We start from the raw sequence: 19,016 nt of genomic DNA on the forward strand, positions 1-19,016 counted from the left end.
CGGGGCCGGTGCGATAAGAATCGCACCGGCCCCACGACTTGCTGTTATGCCTGGTCAGTCTCGACGACGTCGACCCTGATCGAGCCGCGCGCAACGAGCGCGGACATGACGGAGCGCAGAGCTCGAGCGGTCCGTCCGGACCGTCCGATCACGCGACCGAGATCGTCGGGGTGGACTCGTACCTCGAGGGTCTCGCCGCGCCGACCGCGCTTCGAGTCGACACGAACATCGTCGGGATTATCGACGATTCCACGCACGAGGTGCTCGAGAACATCCGCCAGCATTAGGCGTCCTCAGCCGGAGCTTCTGCCTCGGCGGACGCTTCAGCCTCAGCTTCGGCCCGAGCGGCGAGATTAGCTTCGGCCTTCTTGGCGCGCTGCTTCTCTGCCTCATCCTGGATCTTGGCAATGGCCTCGTCACGTGCCTTGGTCTTCTCGTCTTCCGAGATTTCCTTGACGGCAAGCATGCCTTCGGTGTTGCCCTTGCCGCGGAACTTGGCCCAGTCGCCGGTGATGTGGAGCTGACGACGGACGGCATCGGACGGCTGTGCGCCGACGGAGAGCCAGTACTGTGCGCGCTCGGAGTTGATCTCGATCAACGAGGGCTCCATGAGCGGGTTGTACTTGCCGATCTCCTCGATGACGCGACCATCGCGCTTCTTGCGCGAATCGACGACGACAACACGGTAAACCGGCGCATGGATCTTGCCCATGCGCTTCAAACGAATCTTAACTGCCACTTGTGTGGTCACTCCTGGTTCTGAGTTATGGAATCGGGTCTTCTTGGTGGGGCCAAGATGACCGTTCTCCGGGACACGGCATGAGTAGGCGAGAGGGTCCTGAAAACACGCCGGGTACAGCGACCAATTCTGCCAGAGAACGCCGCTCAACCCAAGTGCAACATCACACCTCGGGGGTGGCCTCACTCACGAGTGTGCCGGCCCGGATAACGGCGACCGGTCGATCGAGCACGGACATGTCGGTTCTCGGGTCCGATTCGTAGATCACGACGTCCGCGACAGTGCCCTCCTCGAGACTGCTGTAGCCGAGGCGGCTCCTGCCCTCCCACGAGGCGGCAGCAAGGACCGTGGGGGCCGGTATGCCGACGGACACGCAGGCCTGAAGCTCGCTCGGCAGCGTGCCGTAGGCGAGCGTGCTCCCCGAATCGGAGCCCATGAGCAGCGCGATCCCAGCATCCGCCATGGCCGCCATATGCTCGTAGCGGTTCTCGAACATTCTCATCATCCGCTCGGCATAGACCGGGTACTTCTGGCCCGCCTGGCGGGCGATATCGGCGAAGGTGGACACCTGGTTCGCGGTGGGCGTGACGAGGATGCCGCGCGCGGCCACCTCGGACATCTGATCCCGTGTCATTCCCGTGCCGTGCTCGATGTCATCGACACCGGCCTCGAGCAGATCGTCGATCGTGTCCGTTCCGAACGTGTGGACAGCAACACGGGCGCCGGCCTCGTGTGCGGCCTGGATCGCATCGACGAGAACGTCGCGCGGCCATAGCGGCTCAAGGTCAGAGTCCGCTCCGCGGGAGCGGTCGATCCAGTCACCGACGAGCTTGACCCACCCATCGCCGCGCTGTGCCTCCTCGACGATGACAGAGGGCAGCTCTGCCGGTTCGATGTCGCGGGAGACTCCCCGCAGGTAACGCTTGGGGCGAGCGATGTGGGTGCCGCAGTGGATGATCGTCGGCGTGGCAGGCTCACCGTCGATCCACCGCATGTCTGCCGGCACGCCGAGGTCCCGGACAAGCGTCACCCCCGTTGCGAGAACATCGCGCGCCTGCCCGAGAGCGTCCTCGCGAGAGACGACGAGATCAGCCCCGAGCCCGATGTGGCAGTGCACGTCGACCAGCCCCGGCATCGCGACACCCGCGATCGTCGTCGCGGCCGATGCACCGGCTGGCTTCGTGTAGGTGATGACGCCGTCGACGATCCATGCCTCGGATGCTTCTCCGGGGAGGATGGTGCCGGAAAGGTGGATCATCGGAGGAACTTTGCCAGCTCGTTCAGGTCTGGTGCATCATCTGAACCCTTGGCAACGCCGAAGGCTGAACCCTGGGGTGCGTTGGCGGCTTTCTTCGCGGCCTCGCGCTCCTGCTGCGCCCTCTTCGCCGGATTGCCGGAACGGCCCTTCTTGTTCGAGGACTTGGCCTTCTTCGATGCTGCTGGCTGGCGGGCCTTCGCACGCTTCCCCATGCCAGGGAGGGACCCCATGCCGGGGGCTCCCCCGCCCCGAGACATGTGCTGCATGAGAGTCTTGGCCTTCTCGAACCTGTCCATGAGGGCATTCACCTCTTGGACGGTGGTGCCCGAGCCGTTGGCGATCCGCAGGCGCCGGGATCCGTTGAGGATCTTCGGGTCAGTGCGCTCACGTGGCGTCATCGACCTGATGATCGCTTCGACGCGGTCGATCTCCCTCTCGTCGAAGTTCTCGAGCTCGTTGCGGAACTGTCCCATGCCCGGCATCATGCCGAGCATCTTCTTCATCGATCCCATCTTCTTGATCTGCTGAAGCTGGGACAGGAAGTCGTTGAGCGTGAACGTGCCCCCTGCCATCTTCTCGGCAAGGTCTTCGGCTTCCTTCTCGTCGTAGGCCTTCTGTGCCTGCTCGATGAGGGTGAGGATGTCTCCCATGTCGAGGATGCGGGAGGCCATGCGGTCCGCGTGGAAGCGCTCGAAGTCGTCAAGCTTCTCGCCGGTGGAGGCGAAGAGGACCGGTACACCGGTCACGCCCCGCACGGACAGGGCCGCGCCGCCGCGAGCATCGCCGTCGAGCTTGGAGAGGACGACGCCAGTGAAACCGACGCCGTCACGGAACGCGATCGAGGTTTGGACGGCATCCTGGCCGATCATCGCATCGAGGACGAACAGTGTTTCGTTCGGCCTCACCGCGTCGCGGATGTCCCGCGCCTGCGCCATCATCTCCTCATCGATGCCGAGACGGCCGGCCGTATCGACGATGACGATGTTGTAGTGGTTGGCTCGCGCGTGGTCGACGCCTTCGCGTGCGACTCTGACCGGATCGCCGATTCCGTTGCCGGGCTCGGGGGCCCACACGTCGACGCCGGCCTGGCCGCCGACGATCTGAAGCTGGTTGACGGCGTTGGGGCGTTGCAGGTCGGAGGCGATGAGAAGGACCTTGTTGTCGCGTTCCTTCAACCATTTGCCGAGCTTGCCCGCGAGAGTGGTCTTGCCCGCGCCCTGGAGGCCGGCGAGCATGATGACGGTGGGCGGATGTGAAGCGAAATTCAGTTCCCTCGTGTCACCGCCGAGGATTTCGATGAGTTCGTCGTTGACGATCTTGATGACCTGCTGGGCGGGGTTGAGGGCCTGCGACTGGAGGGCCGTGATGGCCTTCTCCCGCACTGCGGACGTGAACTGTCGAACGACGGGCAGTGCCACGTCTGCCTCGAGGAGGGCGCGGCGAATCTCCCGGATCGTACCGTCGACGTCCGCCTCGGACAGGCGGCCCTTGCCGCGCAGCTGCTTAAAAGAGCCGGTTATCCGATCAGAGAGTGATGCAAACACAGTCTTCCTATCCTTTGACTTCGTTCAGAGTAGTCGTTTCTGACGCCGCTCGACTACCCGATGCGACCTCCGCCCGCACATGAGTCTACCGTGCCGCGGTGGGGCGGCTGAGTCCGCCCCCGCCCATCGCCCAACCGTCAGGCGTTCTTCCACTCCTCGAACTCGTCCGCCGTCGCATACGAGTATTGCGTGCCGCGTTTGGTGACGGAGTTCGCCGCATAGAGGGAGGCCTGCTCGAGCGCCTCTGGCACGCTTAGGCCCCGCGTGATCTGTGTCGAGAAGCAGCCGATGAAGGCATCGCCCGCGCCCGTGGAGTCCACCGCATCGACCGCGTGGGCGGGCACGAGCACCTCGTCATCGCGCGTCAGCCACAGGCTGCCGCGGGAGCCGAGTGTGACGATGAGGTTCTCGAGCTCTGATCTGGCAAGGATCTCTGCCCCTGCGTCACGGATCTCGTCAAGGCTCTCCGCGTCGCGGCCGACGAGGAGGGAGAGTTCTGTCTCGTTGGGAACGAAGTATGTGCATTTGCCGACGTATGCCATGTCGAGAGCAGGGTCTGCGGGGGCCGGGTTGAGGAGAACGGGAACGCCTCGCTCCACAGCAAGGTCGATTGCGGCGTAGACGGTCTCGAGGGGGATCTCGAGTTGGAGGACGAGGAGCTGGCATTCGGCGATCGCATCCCCAGCAGCGGCGACATCCTCCGGCGTGAGCAGACCGTTGGCGCCTTTGACGATGACGATCGAGTTGTTCGAATCCTTGTCGACGAAGATGGGGGCGACTCCGGAGGGCCCTTCCGTTTCGAGGACCCATTCCGTGTCGATGCCGTTGTCGGCGAAGTTCTTGACAGTGTTGGCCGCGAAGATGTCGGTGCCGACGCGGGTGACCATGCGCACCTGCGCGCCGAGACGCGAGGCCGCGATCGCCTGGTTGGCGCCCTTGCCCCCGCATCCCATCTCGAAGTCGGGTGCCTCGAGCGTTTCCCCGAGCTTGGGCATGCGATCGATGTAGGTGATGAGATCAACGTTGTTTGATCCGACGACTGCGATATCCACAGTGTTCCTTCCTGGGACAGCGCTGTCCCGATGTGTCTGATTCTCTCGATTGAGAGTGGCGGGCGGGAGGCTTCCCCCGCCCGCCAGACGTCCCTCAGGAGAGGAGAGCGTCGACGAACCCCTCGGGGTCGAAGGGTGCCAGATCGTCGGCACCCTCCCCGAGCCCGACGAACTTGACCGGCACACCGAGGGTGCGCTGGACGTTGATGACGATCCCGCCCTTGGCGGTGCCATCGAGCTTCGTGAGGACGATGCCGGTGATGCCGACGACCTCGGAGAAGACTTTGGCTTGGGACATGGCGTTCTGGCCGGTTGTGGCATCGATGACGAGGAGGACTTCCCGCACCGGTGCCTGCTTCTCCATGACGCGCTTGATCTTGCCCAGCTCGTCCATGAGTCCAGCCTTGTTCTGCAGTCGTCCCGCCGTGTCGACGAGAACGACATCCGCCTCCCGGCGGCGCCCCTCGGCGACGGCTTCGAATGCGACGGAGGCAGGATCTGCGCCCTCGATGTCGGAACGCACCACATCGACGCCTACTCGTTCACCCCAGGTCTGGAGCTGGTCTGCGGCGGCGGCCCTGAATGTGTCAGCCGCACCGAGCACGACACTGCGCTCCTGGGCCACGAGAACGCGCCCGAGCTTGCCGATTGTCGTGGTCTTGCCCGTGCCGTTGACGCCGACGACGAGGACGGTCGCGGGATGATGGTTGCCGTCTTCACCGATGCCGGGGACGGTATCGAGCGAGCGGTCGAGCGTGGGGTCGATGAGGGCGAGCAGCTGCTCGCGGAGGATCTCGCGGACCACGCCTGGGTCTGTTGTCCCCCGAACCTTGGTCTCCGTGCGGAGCTTCTCCATGAGCTCGTCCGAGGCTTCGAGGCCGACGTCTGCCCCGAGGAGCGTCTCTTCGATCTCGTCCCAGTCATCTTCTGTCAGATCGCCGCGCGAGAGGATCGACAGGAGTGCCTTCCCCATCGTGCCCGAGCGTGCGAGACGGGCCCGTAGGCGCTCCATGCGCGATTGGACGGACTCGGGCCTCTCCAGCGTCGCGGCGGGCGCGACGAGCTCCGGATCGCCCGATTCATGATCGTGGGCGACTTCCTCTTCCGCATCCTCGAGCGCCTGTGCTTCGTCCTCGGTGAGGACGGGCGTCATGGACTCGTCGAGCCGGAACGTGTCCGACTTCTTCCTCCTCGCCCCCGCATACAGGGCCACCCCGGTAACGAGGACGATGACGAAGGCAAATATAAAGATCAGGGTTTCTGGCATGACTTCAGTTTCCCCTATCTTTCCGCCCGAGTACACCCGTGCGCGCACGGAGTGCACCGTTGATGCTGGGGGCGACGGGTTTCCGTGGGAGTGCGGTAGACGTCGGCCCTTGGATTCGCGGCGCAGCCGGTTCGTCCCGCACACCGATATCTCGGGCTAGGGTTGTTCTACACGTGACGAGGAGGATGGTATGCAGGCTCTCATCAAACCGGATCGAGGCCCCGGTTTGGCATTGACAGAGGTTCCAGAACCGGCGCCCGGGGTGGGCGAGGTGAAGATCAAGGTTCTGTATGCGGGATTGTGCGGGACGGACCTCCACATCCTGTCGTGGGATGATTTCGCGGCCGAACATGTCTCTCCCGGCCAGGTGATCGGGCACGAGTTCTTCGGAACCATTGTCGAGCTCGGCGAGGGCGTAGAACAGGATGATCGGGCTGATGTGCTCCGGGTGGGCGACCACGTGTCTGTCGAAGGCCACGTCGTCTGCGGGCGATGTCGGAACTGCCGGGGCGGGCGCCACCACATGTGTATACGGACCTCCTCGATCGGTGTCGATCGGGATGGAGCGTTCGCGACCTACGTGACTGTTCCGGCCCACAACGTGTGGGTTCAGCCAGCCGAGATCGATCCCGAACTCGGTGCCATCTTCGACCCGTTCGGCAACGCCGTCCACACGGCTTTCCAATATCCGCTGACCGGGGAGGACGTCCTCATCACGGGTGCGGGCCCGATCGGCATCATGTCGGCACTCATCGCCCGTCATGCTGGTGCACGCCACGTTGTCCTCACCGATATCTCCGATGATCGTCTCGCTCTCGCACGGACGGCCTTCGCCGGTTTCGGGGCTGTGGAACTGGTCAATACGACTCGCGATACTCTCGAGGCCGTTCAGCGGCGCCTGCGGATGAGAGAGGGCTTCGATGTGGCGTTCGAAATGTCGGGCAGCCCGGTTGCGATGGATTCGATCATCAACAACCTGACGCACGGCGGAAAGATCGCCATGCTGGGCCTGCCGGCGAGGACCTACGAGATCGATTGGAACCGGGTCATCACCCGCATGTTCACCATCAAGGGCGTCTACGGCCGGGAGATGTTCGATACGTGGTACACGGCAACAACGATCCTGCTGTCCTCGGAGCCGCTGCGAGAGGCCCTGCGGACTCTTATCACCCACAGATTTCCTGCCGAGAACTGGCGGGATGCCTTCGACGCTGCGGCGTCCGGCGCCGCCGGCAAGGTTCTTATCGATTGGAGTAACTCATGATGACATTCCGCGACCAGTTGAGGGACGAGCTCGACGCGATTGAGGCTGGTGGCCTGACGAAGCGGGAACGGCTCCTGACGTCTCCTCAGGGCCCCCACATCACCACGGCGAACGGGCCCGCCCTCAACTTCTGCGCCAACAACTATCTAGGTCTGGCGAATCATCCCGAGGTCGTTGCGGCAGCCCACGAGGGTCTCGACACGATGGGCTTCGGCACGGCCTCCGTCCGTTTCATCTGCGGCACCCACGAGGCACATCGCGAGCTGGAGAAAGAGATCGCCGCATATCTCGGCACGGAGGACGCGATCCTGTTCCCGTCCTGTTTCGATGCGAATGGCGCGCTCTTCGAGGTCTTGCTGACGGCGGAGGATGCCGTGATCTCTGACTCTCTCAACCACGCCTCGATCATCGACGGGGTTCGACTGTCGAAGGCGAAGAGGTTCCGGTACGAGAATAGGGACATGGCCGGGCTGGAGGAGTGTCTCGCTGCCGCTCAAGGTTCGCGGCGGATCCTCATCATCACCGACGGCGTGTTCTCGATGGACGGCTATTTCGCTCCCCTTGAGGAGATCTGTGACCTGGCTGAGCAATACGGGGCCGCCGTAGCCGTCGATGATTCCCACGCGACCGGCCTGATCGGCCCACGCGGGGCGGGCACCCCTGCACGGGCCGGAGTCTCGGACCGTGTCGATATTCTGACCGGGACGCTCGGGAAGGCGCTCGGCGGCGCTTCCGGAGGCTATGTGGCCGGCTCCCGGGAGGTCGTCGATCTGCTCAAGCAGCGCGGCCGCCCCTATCTCTTCTCGAACGCTGTCGCACCGTCCCTCGTTGCGGGAGCCCGAGTCGCTATCCGTCTCGCGGCGGCGGGTGATGATCGTCGTGCACAGCTGGACACGAACGCGGCCAGGTTCCGCTCTCGGATGGCAGAGGCCGGCTTCGAGCTCCTCCCCGGTTCGCATCCGATCATTGCCGTCATGTTCCCCGGCGATGATGGTGCCCGCCAGGCGGCTGCTATCGCAGAGGACATGCTCAAGCTCGGCGTCTACGTGACGGCTTTTTCTTTCCCCGTCGTCCCGAAGGGCCAGGCCCGTATCCGCGTCCAGCTGTCCGCCTCCCATTCAGAGGCCGACGTGGACGCGTGCGTCGATGCGTTCATCGCCTCACGAGACCGCGTGACCAGCTGACACCGGGCGCTATTCGTCCAGTGGAGCGTCTCAGGTTCCTAGTGTGATGACGAGGTCTGCGTTCTCCCGGGTTGACCTGACCAGGTCAGCATTGGCCTGGTCAGGGCCCAGCGTCCATTCCCGCGCAGCATCCGCCGTCTTTCCCGACTCGACGTGCCGGGCGATCAACCTGTCGATCCGGGTATGGTCTGGGATCTCGACGAACCAGGTCTCGTCGAGGAGCGGGCGGACTCCCTTCCACGGCCCGTCGTCGAGGAGGAGATAGTTCCCCTCCGTGATGATGAGTGACGTATCTGCTGGGACGCGGATCGCTCCGGCGATGGAGTGTCCGATGCCGCGCTGGTAGGCGGGCGCGTACACGTCGATCGACTCGTTCTTGAGCCGGTGGAGGAGGGCGATGTAGCCGTGAACATCGAAGGTATCGGGAGCGCCCTTGCGGTCCCGTCGTCCCAGGCGGACGAGTTCGTCGTTCGTGAGGTGGAAGCCGTCCATGCCCACGACGACAGACCTGTCGAGAGCCTCGACGAGTGCCTGGCTGAGCGTGGATTTGCCTGCCCCCGGCGCACCCGCGATCCCGAGAACAGCTCTGCCCTGCATGAGCGCTTTCGCGCGTTCGAGGAGCCTATCGTGTCCGTCGCCGTCGGAGAGGCTGATCATGTCCGGCATCGCTGTCCTTTCGCTGATCGAACCATTATCTCCCATTCCCAGAGATGATCGGGCACGGTTATGGCGCCCGATCATCTTCCCGCTAGGACGTCGGGGATGCGACTCCCGCGTCGAAAAGACCCGCAAGGCCCTCGACCCCTTGGGGTTCGTCGATCATGACGGGAGTATGGACGACGATGCTCGTGGTGCCTGCAACGAGGTGTCCGAGCACGTCGGCCTGTGCGGCGGCCCTGGCCTGGAGGAAGGGGGACGTCGTGCCGGTCGCAAGAAGTGACTGGTTGACGACCCACGCCCACGGCGTGATCCCCGCCCGTTCGAGATCCCGCCCGAGTTCCTGTGCTTCGAGAACGGGTGTCGTCTCCGGCAGCGTCACGAGGATGGGCTTCGCGACGTCAGCATCCTGGAGCACGCTCAACGCCGTCTGGGGAACACTCTCCCCCGACTGCCTCATGAGCTCACGGTGATAGGAGCCAGTCGCGTCGAGCAGGAGCAGCGTGTGGCCCGTGGGTGCCGTATCGAGGACGACCCAATGGTCTTTCACATCGTCGATGACACGGGAGAAGGCACGGAAGACCGCGACCTCCTCAGTGCAGGGGCTCCGCAGGTCTTCCTCCAGCTGAGCATATCCGTCGCTGTCGAGCGCGCCGCCCTTCGTCGCGAGCACTTCGTCCCGGTAGGCGGCCGTGACGGCCTCCGGATCGATCGTCGAGATTCTGAGGTTCGGCATGTCTCGTCCGAGATCGAGGTCGAGATGTGCGGCAGGGTCGGTCGTCGAAAGGTGGACGGGCTTGCCCTGCTTGGCGAGTTCCACCGCGAGCGCCTGCGCGATCGTGGTCTTGCCGACGCCGCCTTTGCCCATGCACAGGACAACCTTCGGCCTCCCGCCGGTGAGTTCGTTGACAAGTGGCGCGAGTCCGACGGGAACGTCGGTCTCACGAGTGTCCCCCTGGTGGGTGTCGTGGCTTTCGCTCGGGAGGCCGAGTGTCAGCAGTCCCGCAACCCCCATGACCGGGTGTGCCTTGAGTTCGAGAGTTGACACCTGTGCGTCCCGCAGAGTCGGGAAGCGCGTTCCTTCCCTCAGGTCGCTCAGGAGTGCCTGTTCGCGCTCGTAGATCCTGGTCGACAGCGGGTCGCTGGCGGCAGCTTCTGGCAGTAGGCCGTTGAGGATGAGATGGGAGGTGGGTATCCCGATCTCGTTGAGTTCGCGGGCGCTCCGCTCGGCTTCCCCGATTGAGCTGTCCTGTCCGCGTGCGACGAGCACCATCGTTGTCGACTGTGTGTCGGACAGTGCGTCGACAGCGTCCGCATACGTCTGCTTGTGCTTGTCGAGTCCAGACATGGGTCCGAGGCAGGAGGCGTCACCCGCACCGTTGTCGATGAAAGTCGACCAGTCGCCGGGCAGCGAGAGGAGGCGCAGGGTGTGGCCGGTCGGTGCGGTGTCGAAGATGATCCGGTCGTAGTTGTCCTGGTGTTCGGGTGATGTCAAGAAGTCGGTGAATCTGTTGAAGCTGGCCACCTCGACTGTGCATGATCCGCTCAGCGATTCCTCCGTCGTTGCGAGGACCTCGGGCGGGAGGAGTCCGCGGACGGGACCGAGAATGGATTCGCGGTAGGCCTCGGCTTCGGCCTCCGGGTCGATTTCGATCGCGTCGAGAACGATGGCGTCATTCGCAGGGATGAGGTCTCCGAGCGCCGTGATCGCGCCACCGATCTCGCGTCCGAAGACCTGGCCGATATTGGAGGCGGGATCGGTGGAGATGAGGAGGACTCGTTGCCCTGCCTGCGCGTATTGCGCGGCGAGTGAGCAGGCGACGGTGGTCTTGCCGACCCCTCCCTTGCCGGTGAAGAAGAGGTGCTTTCCTGTCAGGGTGGGAAGTGGCATCAGCAGCAGCCGCCCTGGTCGCCGCAGCACGATGATGCCATGGGCAGAGTCTGCTTCGCTTCCACGCCGGCAAAGGTCCTCAGAGCGGCGATGTCGGGATAGGAGCCGGACATCGCGATGACATCGTCGACGACGATCGCGGGGAGGGCGTCCGCTCCGGAGATCTCGAGGAATCTGCGCACTGCTTCCGACTGTGCGAAGTCGAGCGGATCGGTTGCCAGGTTATGGCGCGTGACCTCGATGCCCTCGGTCTTCGCCTGGTGGAGCACCGCTGAGAAGTCGACCAGGTTCTGGTCGACATCGGCCCCGCAGACACCGGAGGAACAGCATAGTGCCGGGTCGTACACGTGGATGGATCGCATCAAGACTCCTCAGTCATATCGATAAATGTCGTTACGTCTTAAGTGAAACAGTCGTATCGACATGTGTCAATGCGTTCTCTATGATCTGTCCTATGACGTGTGAACCGGGAGCCAGCTGCTCCATCCCCGCCGTGGCCGACGACGCCGCCGTGAAGCCCCTTGCCGACGTCTTCAAGGCTCTCGGAGATACGACAAGGTTGCAGCTCGCTCTGTTCGTCCACCGCTCCGCACCATCCCCCGTGTGCGCCTGTTCGTTCCCCGAAGCCTTCGGGATCGGACAGTCCACCGTGTCTCACCACCTCACGAAGCTCGTCACGGCCGGGGTGCTGACCCGCGTGAAGAAGGGCAAGTGGAGCTACTATTCGGTGGCCGACACGTTCGACAAGACTCTGCTCGACCTCGCGAATGCGATGGTGGGACACGACCATGAGGAGCAGACGGTGTCTGACCAGCCGATCACCATCCTGTTCGCGTGCCGCAAGAATGCTGGCCGCTCACAGATCGCAGCCGCGATCGCGCAGTCTCTCGCGCCGGAGAATGTCACGATCCTCTCGGCCGGCACCGAGCCGGCGGACGAGGCACATCCTGAGGCGGTCGCGGTCCTGGCGGAGATCGGTCTCGCCCCGACGTCTGCCCCATCGAAGCTCGATCCCGCGGAGGTCAAGGCCGCGGATTGGGTGGTGACCATGGGATGCGGGGAGAGTTGCCCGATCTTCCCCGGGACACGCTACGAGGACTGGCCGATCGACGATCCCGCAGACCAGCCCATCGAGATCGTGCGCACCATCCGCGACGAGATCAAAACGCGCATCGAGGATCTCCTCTCGCGGGCACGGTCGTCCGTTTGACAGCAGTTGCCCCCGCCGTGGCGGGGGCAACATGTCACTGGCGGGAGTTCTCCGGGACGAAGAACTCCCCGAGTGAAACATCATTGATTGAATCCTCGAGGCTGCCGAGTTCCTTGTTGCGGAGCGCAGCATAGGATTCCTGGACGAAACCACGAGTCTCCTCCCACGTCTGGGAGGCATCGGGATCACGCCGCACGAGCATAGCGACGGCGACGATAAGACCTACGAGGCCGAGAGCAGCGATAATCATTCCAAAAGTCACGCTTTCAGTATGACCGGCTAAAACAAGCAAGGCGACCGCTGACACGCCTTCGTGACACAACTGTCACCAACCCTACCTGCGCATCTGAGCCAACCGCTGCGAGATGACAGTCGACACGCCCTGCTCTCTCATCGCCACACCATAGATAGTGTCCGCGATCTCCATGGTCCGCTTCTGGTGGGTGATGACGATGAGCTGGGATGAATCCTGAAGCTCCTTGAACATTGTCAGCATCCGGCCCAGATTCGTATCGTCAAGGGCAGCCTCGACTTCGTCGAGGACATAGAACGGCGATGGTCTGGCCTTGAAGATGGCGACGAGGAACGCGAGCGCGGTCAGGGACCGTTCCCCTCCCGACAGGAGGGAGAGCCGCTTGACGCGCTTCCCTGGCGGACGCGCCTCGATCTCGATGCCAGCCGTCAACGGGTCGTCCCCGGTGAGGACGAGCCTGCCGTCACCACCGGGGAACAGGGTCGTGAAGACATGGACAAACGCTTCCTGAACGTCGGCGTAGGCGGTCGAGAGGACCGATTCGACCCGCTCATCGATATCGGCGACGATCTGGATGAGATCCACTTTCGACTTGCGCAAGTCCTCCAACTGGTCCGACAGGTAAGTATGGCGCTCCTCAAGAGCCGCGTGTTCCTCGAGGGCGAGCGGGTTGATCTTGCCGAGCCGGGCAAGCTTCTTCTGCGCCTGGGCGAGCCGGGTCTCCTGCTCGGCACGCACGTATGCACTCTCGCCCTCCTCGGTCGGCACGGGCACGTGAGGCCCGTACTCGTTGAGGAGTTCCTCCCCATCCATGCTGAGTTCGTGACGGGCGCGCTCTTCGAGCTGGTCGAGGATGATGCGCTGCTCGGCCTTGGCGATATCTCGCCTGTTCGTCGCATCATCGACCTCTGAGACCTGCTCCGACACGTCGTCGAGGCGGCGCCGAGCGGCGATGAGTGCCACGTCGCGGTCGGCCCGGCCCCGCTCCGCCTCCTGACGCAGACGCGCAGCCGTGTCACGGGCACTCTCCACACGCGCCAACGCGTCGGAAGCAAGACGCGCCACCTGCTGGGCGATATGGGCGTGGTGTGCGCGCCGCCGGGCACGGCGCTCCTCCTCCACGCGGCGCGCTTCTTCGCTCCGAGCATGCCGCTCCAGGGACTCGGCCTTGCCGGAGATCACGGAGACCCGTTCCTGGGCGATACGCAGGGCAAGGCGGGCTTCCGTCTCCTCCGACCGCGCGGCCACCGTTTCTGCGTGGCGGGCGGACTTGGCCTCGTGCGCGGCCGACAGTCGGTCCTCCAACTCGGTCGGATCGGTATCCTGGGCGCGCTGGTCGGCTTCGAGGACGGCGACTTCGTCGCGGCGTTGGCTGAGCTCGGACGATATCTTGTCCAACCGGGCCGTGTTCCGTGCCACCTCGGCTCGCGCCGCGCTCAGAGACTGTCGGAGCACGCCGAGTTCCGCGGTCGCGGCAGCGAGCTGAGAGTCACGCGCATGGAGCTCTGCACTGGCCGCAGCATAACGTCCCTCAATGTCATCGAGACGATCCTGCGCGGTCCGGACCGACACACCCGCCCTCTCGAGATCACGAGCGGCCCGTTCCGCCTCGATCGTCGCCGCGCGGGCGGCAGCCTGGCGGGCAAGAATCGATGCTTCAGCCTTCGCACCGCCGCTCGCGGCATCGGGTCCGATCGAGTCGCCGTCGCGCGTGACGACGCGCGGGGCTCCCGCCGCGACGAGACGACCCGCCAGCGTCAGATCGGTTGCGAGCACGGTCCCCGCCAGCACAGCATCGAGGCCGTCCCAGCCGGTCACGACATCGGCAGCCAGCACTGCGTCGCCGCCCGCGGCCACCGCATCCACCGCTGCCCTGGCACGTTCCTGTTTCGACTCGGAGCGCTCGCGCTGCGCGGAGAGCGCGAGAACAACCCGGCCGCTGTCGCTGTCACGAACGTGGCGGATGGCGGAGATGGCGGAGTCGACGTCCTCCGCTGTCAGTGCCTTCGCGAGGTCGCCGAGCGCAGCCTCGGAGGCAGCCTCCCAGCCGCTTTCCACCTCGAGGGATTCACGCAGCCAGCCCGTGATACCCGGAACGTTCTCAAGAACCCCCGCCGCACCATCCTCGGGTTCGAGCGAGAGGGTCAGCGTCTCTGCACGGGTGTGGGAGATATCCCGTCGACCTCGGGCTTCAGACAGATCATCGTGTGCCTTCGCGAGGGCCGCCTTCGCGGCCGCCAACTCTTCGGAGAGGAGCTCATGAGACCGGGACAGGTCATCATTGCCACCATCGTGGGCAACAATAGCCTCCTCCGCGGCAGCAACCTTTGCCTGGGCGTCGCTCTCCCTCTCCATCGCAGCCCCTCGTGCCGATTCGACGCGCTCCGCCTCCTCCACGAGCGACTGGACGCGCGAGGTGGCTGTCACGATCCGTCCCGACAGTCTCGCCGCGTCCTCGCGCCGATCCGCGATCGCACGGGACAGTGCCGAGATCTCCCGGTCGAGTTCCCGCTCCTTCGCCTCCGCAGCTTCACGTCGTTCGATTGCCCCCTGGAGGGCCCGCTCGGCCTTCTCCCGTGCGTGGACGAGATCCGTCTCTTCGGCTCGTACAGTCGCGGCCCGTGCACGGAGCTCGTCGGGCGAGTCGCGCCGTTGAACGTCGGGTTGGACGGAGAGCGAGCGTGCACGCTCCCCCGCGAGGGACACGAGGGACGAGAACCGTTCCGCCTGGGTCGATAGCCGCTGCCATGATTCCGTGAGGTCGGCGATGACAGGATTGGCTCGCGCCCGTTCCTCCTCGAGGAGGGCAACCTCGTCCCGCACCGCGTTGCGAGCGGTGATGAGCTCGGCGCGGCGTGCTCGCAGCCGAGATTCGTCTTCCGCCGCGGCACTGAGCCTGGCCTGGACCTGGGCGATATCGTCGGCAAGGAGCCTTGCCTGAGCATCGCGCACATCGGCCTGGATGATTTGTGCGCTGCGAGCCGCCTGCGCCTGGCGCGCGAGAGGGCCCAGCTGGCGTCTCAGTTCCGCCGTCAGATCGGAGAGCCGGTTGAGATTTCCTGCCATGGAGTCGAGCTTGCGGAGAGCCTTCTCCTTGCGCCGGCGATGCTTGAGAACACCCGCGGCCTCTTCGATGAAGGAGCGGCGCTCCTCGGGGGTGGCCTGCAGGACAGCATCGAGCCTGCCCTGCCCCACGATGACGTGCATCTCCTTCCCCATCCCCGTATCGGACAGGAGCTCTTGGATATCGAGGAGACGGACGGGAGAGCCATTGATGGCGTACTCGGATCCACCGGAGCGGAAGAGCGTCCGGGAGATCGTCACTTCCGTGTAGGAGATCGGCAGGGCACCATCGGAATTGTCGATCGTCAGGGACACCTCGGCGCGGCCGAGCGCGGGACGAGAGGCGGTACCCGCGAAGATCACATCCGCCATCGACCCGCCGCGCAGAGTCTTCGCGCCCTGCTCCCCCATGACCCAGGAGAGGGCGTCGACAACATTGGACTTACCGGAGCCGTTGGGGCCGACGACGCAGTTGATGCCGGGCTCGAACGTCAACGTCGTCGCGGTCGCAAAAGACTTGAAACCGCGAAGAGTGAGCTGTTTGAGATGCACGGGTTCAGGATATGCCAGAACGAGCCCGGAACAGGGCAAGGGGAGGAGGAACGGGTTCCCCGCACCTCACTCCCCTTGATCGCCTAGTCCAGGCCGGCGTTGATGGCGTCCGCGATACGGTCGACTCCGCTCCAGCACTTCGCATCATGCGTCGACACGATGACGGTCGTGCCCTTCGTGATGCCGAGAGCCATGATCGACATGATCGAATCGGCAGGGGTGTCGTTGATGAGGATCTCACCATCGTATTCGCCCGCCAGGGCCGCGATCTGGGCCGCGGGACGAGCATGGAGGCCCGCCTCGTCGATGACGGTCGCTTCCCGCTTGAACATGCCGTTCGCGTCTTCGCTCCCCGACACGGGCTTGGGTTCCGTATCGAGCTTCTCGGCATAGACGACGGCAGCGGCAGCCGCCGCACCCGCCGCCTCCCACAGGTCGCTCCCCTGCTGGGCGGAGACTGCTGCCGCGATCGCGCCCTCCACGAAGGGAGCATCCTCGAAGACGACCTCACGGTCGTCCGCGGCCTCCAGGACGGCTTCCACCGTCATCGTGGCCGACCCGATATCCGTGAGGACGAGAACGGAAAGGCCGCGCGAGCGGAGCTCGCGAATAGCGGACTCGATCTTGTCGTAGGACGTGCCGATCCCGCCATCGTCCATGCCTCCCGCGGGAATGATCGACACATCTGCCGCCATCTGTCCTGCCAGCTCGGCAAGGCCCTGCGCGAGCCTGTCCGAGTGGGAGACGAGGACGAGGCCGACTGTGACGGTCACTTCTCTGCCGCCTGAGCCGCCGCTTCCAGGAAGTAGGCGCTCGAGGTGGCACCCGGGTCACGGTGACCGATCGAACGCTCCCCCAGATAGGAGGCGCGTCCCTTCGTCGCCTTGAGGGGGCCCGTGGCCACCGCACCTGCCTGAGCGGCATCGGCCGCCGCTCGGAGGACCGCTTGGGGAGCCAGACCATCGGAGGCGGCCTTCTCGGCGGCACGGACGGCAGGGGCCCACGCATCGACCATCGTCTTCTCACCCTCATCGGCCTTGCCGCGGGCCTGAATCCCTGCGAGACCGGCTTCGAGCATGGCGACGATGTCGCGCGGGCCGAGGTTCTCCGCGGTCACCTCTTTCGAGGCGCGGAGGAAAGCGGTGCCGAGGAGGGGGCCGGAGGCTCCGCCCACGGTCGACATGAGGGTCGTGGCGACAAGCTTGAGAACGTCACCGGCGTTCGAGGGCTGAGCGTCTGCCAGCTTCGTCTTGACGGCAGAGAATCCACGATCCAGGTTCTCGCCGTGGTCGCCGTCCCCGATGGCGCGATCGAGCTCGATGAGCTCGACCCGATGCTCGGAGGCCATCTCGATGCAGCCGTCGATCCAAGCGATAGCCCAGTCTTTGCCGAGAGTCATACTCACATTCCCTTTCGGTAGGCGACCGTGTTGGCGGGCGCGTCATACAGGTCGATCATCTCGTCGTCTGCCTTGAGGATCGTCACGGAGCATCCCTGCATCTCCAAGCTCGTGATGTAGGACCCGACGAGAGAACGGGTCACCTCCACGCCGAGCTCCTCGAGGCGCTTCACCACACGGGCGTAGACGATGTACAGCTCGGTGAGCGGCGTCCCTCCCATGCCGTTGACGAAGACGATCGTCTTCTGGCCGGCCGCAAGATCGAGATCCTTGAGGATGGGATCGACCAGCTGATCGGTGATCTCATCGGCGGGAGCCATGGGGATGCGATGACGGCCCGGCTCACCGTGGATGCCGATGCCGATCTCGACCTCATCCTCTGCCAGCTCGAAGGAGGGCTTGCCCGCGTGCGGGACAGTACAGGCTGAGAGCGCAACGCCCATGGACCTGACGTTGTCGATGACGCGCTGAGCAACCTCCGTGACGCCCTCGAGATCGTCGCCGCGCTCCGCCGCGGCACCCGCAATCTTCTCCACGAGCATCGTGCCCGCAACGCCTCGGCGTCCGGCCGTGTAGAGCGAGTCCTCGACGGCAACATCGTCGTTGACGATGACGGACGTGACCTTGATATCTTCAGCATCGGCAAGTTCGGCGGCGGTCTCGAAGTTGAGGACGTCACCCGTGTAGTTCTTGACGATGTGGAGCACTCCCGCACCGCGGTCGACGGCCTGCGTGGCTGCCAGGATCGGGTCCGGCGTGGGCGAGGTGAAGACCGCACCGGGAACGGCGGCGTCGAGCATGCCGTATCCGACGAAGCCGGCGTGGAGGGGTTCGTGGCCGGAGCCGCCGCCTGAGACGAGAGCGATCAGGCCGTCGCCCTTCTTCTCGGCCCGCTCAACAAACATGGGATCCTCGTGGACCACAACATGGTCGGGGTGGGCAAGAGCAAAACCTCGAACAGATTCGAGAACAACGTTGTGCGGATCGTTGATGAGCTTCTTCACTGGGACTCCTTCGGCCAGATCAATGGTGTTCAAGTCCACACTATACGCGTACGGGAGGGGCTCGGAGGCATGAATGTCTGCCCGTCAGTCCAGGGCTGAATCAGCTGGTCTATCCCCTGCGCGGAAGCGTCCAGACCGCCAGTGCACGTTCAGCCTGCCCGTGGCGAGAATCCCCGCGGACATGGTTCTGTCCCCCTCGAGAGGGGGACAGAACCGTAGACGACTAGAACCAGAGCGCGATTTCTCGTGCGGCAGATTCGGGTGAGTCTGAGGAGTGGACGATGTTCTCGATCTGTCCCGTCCCCCAGTCGCGGCCGAGATCCCCGCGGATCGTTCCCGGCGCGGCCAGGGTCGGCTCGGTCGAGCCCGACAGGGAGCGGACTCCTTCGACGACGCGAGCGCCCTCGACGATAGCGGCGACGATCGGCCCGGAGGTCATGTACTCGACGAGATCGGGGAAGAACGCCTTCTCGCGATGTTCGACGTAGTGCTCGCCGAGGAGCTCCTCTGTCGCTGTCACCATCTTGAGGTCGACGATGGTGTATCCCTTGCGTTCGATCCTGGCAAGGACCTCACCTGTCAGACCGCGTGTGACGCCGTCCGGTTTGATTAGAAGCAGTGTCTTTTCCATACGGTTAAGCCTAACGATGTTTGTCGATGCAGTTTGGCCCTTTAGCCC

Annotated in this window: 18 protein-coding genes; 3 read left to right on the forward strand and 15 right to left on the reverse strand. The window is 64.5% G+C overall.

What is annotated here, in order from left to right; genetic code table 11:
• Nucleotides 1-44: 44 nt before the first annotated feature.
• The 6 genes from H2O75_RS07495 to ftsY all read right to left on the reverse strand — a co-directional run bounded on the left by H2O75_RS07495 (nt 45) and on the right by ftsY (nt 5,860).
• Nucleotides 45-284: an RNA-binding protein gene (locus H2O75_RS07495; RefSeq protein ID WP_182170353.1), complete on the reverse strand. Its 240-nt coding sequence runs from the start codon at nt 282-284 to the stop codon at nt 45-47.
• Nucleotides 284-739 carry a 30S ribosomal protein S16 gene (gene rpsP, locus H2O75_RS07500; protein ID WP_182170356.1) on the reverse strand — a complete coding sequence of 152 codons (456 nt, stop codon included), beginning with the start codon at nt 737-739 and terminating at the stop codon, nt 284-286. Before rpsP ends, H2O75_RS07495 begins: the two co-directional genes overlap by 1 nt.
• A 163-nt stretch (nt 740-902) precedes the next feature.
• Nucleotides 903-1,997 carry an amidohydrolase family protein gene (locus tag H2O75_RS07505; protein ID WP_182170359.1) on the reverse strand — a complete coding sequence of 365 codons (1,095 nt, stop codon included), beginning with the start codon at nt 1,995-1,997 and terminating at the stop codon, nt 903-905.
• Nucleotides 1,994-3,541 (reverse strand): signal recognition particle protein, encoded by a 1,548-nt coding sequence (ffh, locus tag H2O75_RS07510; RefSeq protein WP_182170362.1) that lies wholly within the window; start codon nt 3,539-3,541, stop codon nt 1,994-1,996. The genes H2O75_RS07505 and ffh overlap by 4 nt, the downstream gene beginning before the upstream one ends.
• Nucleotides 3,542-3,678: 137 nt before the next feature.
• Nucleotides 3,679-4,593 carry a ribokinase gene (rbsK, locus tag H2O75_RS07515; RefSeq protein ID WP_182170365.1) on the reverse strand — a complete coding sequence of 305 codons (915 nt, stop codon included), beginning with the start codon at nt 4,591-4,593 and terminating at the stop codon, nt 3,679-3,681.
• 94 nt (nt 4,594-4,687) lie between these two features.
• Nucleotides 4,688-5,860, reverse strand: a complete 1,173-nt coding sequence (gene ftsY, locus H2O75_RS07520; RefSeq protein ID WP_182170368.1) for a signal recognition particle-docking protein FtsY — start codon at nt 5,858-5,860, stop codon at nt 4,688-4,690.
• Nucleotides 5,861-6,050: 190 nt separating this feature from the next.
• On the opposite strand from ftsY, the gene tdh reads away from it, so the two are divergent.
• Both tdh and H2O75_RS07530 read left to right on the forward strand, forming a co-directional pair.
• Nucleotides 6,051-7,124 carry an L-threonine 3-dehydrogenase gene (tdh, locus tag H2O75_RS07525; RefSeq protein ID WP_182170371.1) on the forward strand — a complete coding sequence of 358 codons (1,074 nt, stop codon included), beginning with the start codon at nt 6,051-6,053 and terminating at the stop codon, nt 7,122-7,124.
• On the forward strand, nt 7,121-8,308 hold the full coding sequence (locus H2O75_RS07530; protein ID WP_182170374.1) for a glycine C-acetyltransferase: 1,188 nt from the start codon (nt 7,121-7,123) through the stop codon (nt 8,306-8,308). Before tdh ends, H2O75_RS07530 begins: the two co-directional genes overlap by 4 nt.
• A gap of 30 nt (nt 8,309-8,338) precedes the next feature.
• Here H2O75_RS07530 and H2O75_RS07535 read toward each other — a convergent pair whose 3' ends face one another.
• The 3 genes from H2O75_RS07535 to arsD form a co-directional block, all read right to left on the reverse strand.
• Nucleotides 8,339-8,974 (reverse strand): nucleoside/nucleotide kinase family protein, encoded by a 636-nt coding sequence (locus H2O75_RS07535; RefSeq protein WP_220462713.1) that lies wholly within the window; start codon nt 8,972-8,974, stop codon nt 8,339-8,341.
• Between the two features lie 82 nt (nt 8,975-9,056).
• Complete coding sequence (arsA, locus tag H2O75_RS07540; protein WP_182170377.1) at nt 9,057-10,856, reverse strand: arsenical pump-driving ATPase; 1,800 nt, start codon at nt 10,854-10,856, stop codon at nt 9,057-9,059.
• Nucleotides 10,856-11,218, reverse strand: a complete 363-nt coding sequence (gene arsD / locus H2O75_RS07545) for an arsenite efflux transporter metallochaperone ArsD (protein WP_182170380.1) — start codon at nt 11,216-11,218, stop codon at nt 10,856-10,858. Before arsD ends, arsA begins: the two co-directional genes overlap by 1 nt.
• 92 nt (nt 11,219-11,310) lie before the next feature.
• On the opposite strand from arsD, the gene H2O75_RS07550 reads away from it, so the two are divergent.
• The gene (locus H2O75_RS07550) at nt 11,311-12,066 is read left to right on the forward strand and encodes a metalloregulator ArsR/SmtB family transcription factor (protein WP_182170383.1); all 756 of its coding nucleotides are present in this window, start codon (nt 11,311-11,313) and stop codon (nt 12,064-12,066) included.
• A 34-nt stretch (nt 12,067-12,100) separates the two neighbouring features.
• Here H2O75_RS07550 and H2O75_RS07555 read toward each other — a convergent pair whose 3' ends face one another.
• The 6 genes from H2O75_RS07555 to ndk all read right to left on the reverse strand — a co-directional run bounded on the left by H2O75_RS07555 (nt 12,101) and on the right by ndk (nt 18,968).
• Nucleotides 12,101-12,328 (reverse strand): hypothetical protein, encoded by a 228-nt coding sequence (locus H2O75_RS07555; protein WP_182170386.1) that lies wholly within the window; start codon nt 12,326-12,328, stop codon nt 12,101-12,103.
• A gap of 72 nt (nt 12,329-12,400) precedes the next feature.
• The gene (smc, locus tag H2O75_RS07560) at nt 12,401-15,934 is read right to left on the reverse strand and encodes a chromosome segregation protein SMC (RefSeq protein WP_182170389.1); all 3,534 of its coding nucleotides are present in this window, start codon (nt 15,932-15,934) and stop codon (nt 12,401-12,403) included.
• An 83-nt stretch (nt 15,935-16,017) separates the two neighbouring features.
• On the reverse strand, nt 16,018-16,707 hold the full coding sequence (dhaM, locus tag H2O75_RS07565) for a dihydroxyacetone kinase phosphoryl donor subunit DhaM (protein WP_220462714.1): 690 nt from the start codon (nt 16,705-16,707) through the stop codon (nt 16,018-16,020).
• On the reverse strand, nt 16,704-17,333 hold the full coding sequence (gene dhaL / locus H2O75_RS07570; protein ID WP_182170392.1) for a dihydroxyacetone kinase subunit DhaL: 630 nt from the start codon (nt 17,331-17,333) through the stop codon (nt 16,704-16,706). The genes dhaM and dhaL overlap by 4 nt, the downstream gene beginning before the upstream one ends.
• Before the next feature lie 2 nt (nt 17,334-17,335).
• Complete coding sequence (gene dhaK / locus H2O75_RS07575) at nt 17,336-18,337, reverse strand: dihydroxyacetone kinase subunit DhaK (protein ID WP_182175078.1); 1,002 nt, start codon at nt 18,335-18,337, stop codon at nt 17,336-17,338.
• A 223-nt stretch (nt 18,338-18,560) separates the two neighbouring features.
• Complete coding sequence (ndk, locus tag H2O75_RS07580) at nt 18,561-18,968, reverse strand: nucleoside-diphosphate kinase (RefSeq protein WP_182170395.1); 408 nt, start codon at nt 18,966-18,968, stop codon at nt 18,561-18,563.
• Between the last annotated feature and the right edge of the window lie 48 nt (nt 18,969-19,016).

The organism is Flaviflexus equikiangi, assembly GCF_014069875.1.
GTDB lineage: Bacteria > Actinomycetota > Actinomycetes > Actinomycetales > Actinomycetaceae > Flaviflexus > Flaviflexus equikiangi.

Coding starts and splice junctions, on each gene's coding strand:
- H2O75_RS07495 (WP_182170353.1), bottom strand. CDS start 284: ATGCTGGCGGATGTTCTCGAGCACCTCGTGCGTGGAATCGTCGATAAT.
- H2O75_RS07505 (WP_182170359.1), bottom strand. CDS start 1,997: ATGATCCACCTTTCCGGCACCATCCTCCCCGGAGAAGCATCCGAGGCA.
- ftsY (WP_182170368.1), bottom strand. CDS start 5,860: ATGCCAGAAACCCTGATCTTTATATTTGCCTTCGTCATCGTCCTCGTT.
- tdh (WP_182170371.1), top strand. CDS start 6,051: ATGCAGGCTCTCATCAAACCGGATCGAGGCCCCGGTTTGGCATTGACA.
- H2O75_RS07530 (WP_182170374.1), top strand. CDS start 7,121: ATGATGACATTCCGCGACCAGTTGAGGGACGAGCTCGACGCGATTGAG.
- H2O75_RS07535 (WP_220462713.1), bottom strand. CDS start 8,974: ATGCCGGACATGATCAGCCTCTCCGACGGCGACGGACACGATAGGCTC.
- arsA (WP_182170377.1), bottom strand. CDS start 10,856: ATGCCACTTCCCACCCTGACAGGAAAGCACCTCTTCTTCACCGGCAAG.
- arsD (WP_182170380.1), bottom strand. CDS start 11,218: ATGCGATCCATCCACGTGTACGACCCGGCACTATGCTGTTCCTCCGGT.
- H2O75_RS07550 (WP_182170383.1), top strand. CDS start 11,311: ATGACGTGTGAACCGGGAGCCAGCTGCTCCATCCCCGCCGTGGCCGAC.
- dhaL (WP_182170392.1), bottom strand. CDS start 17,333: ATGACTCTCGGCAAAGACTGGGCTATCGCTTGGATCGACGGCTGCATC.
- ndk (WP_182170395.1), bottom strand. CDS start 18,968: ATGGAAAAGACACTGCTTCTAATCAAACCGGACGGCGTCACACGCGGT.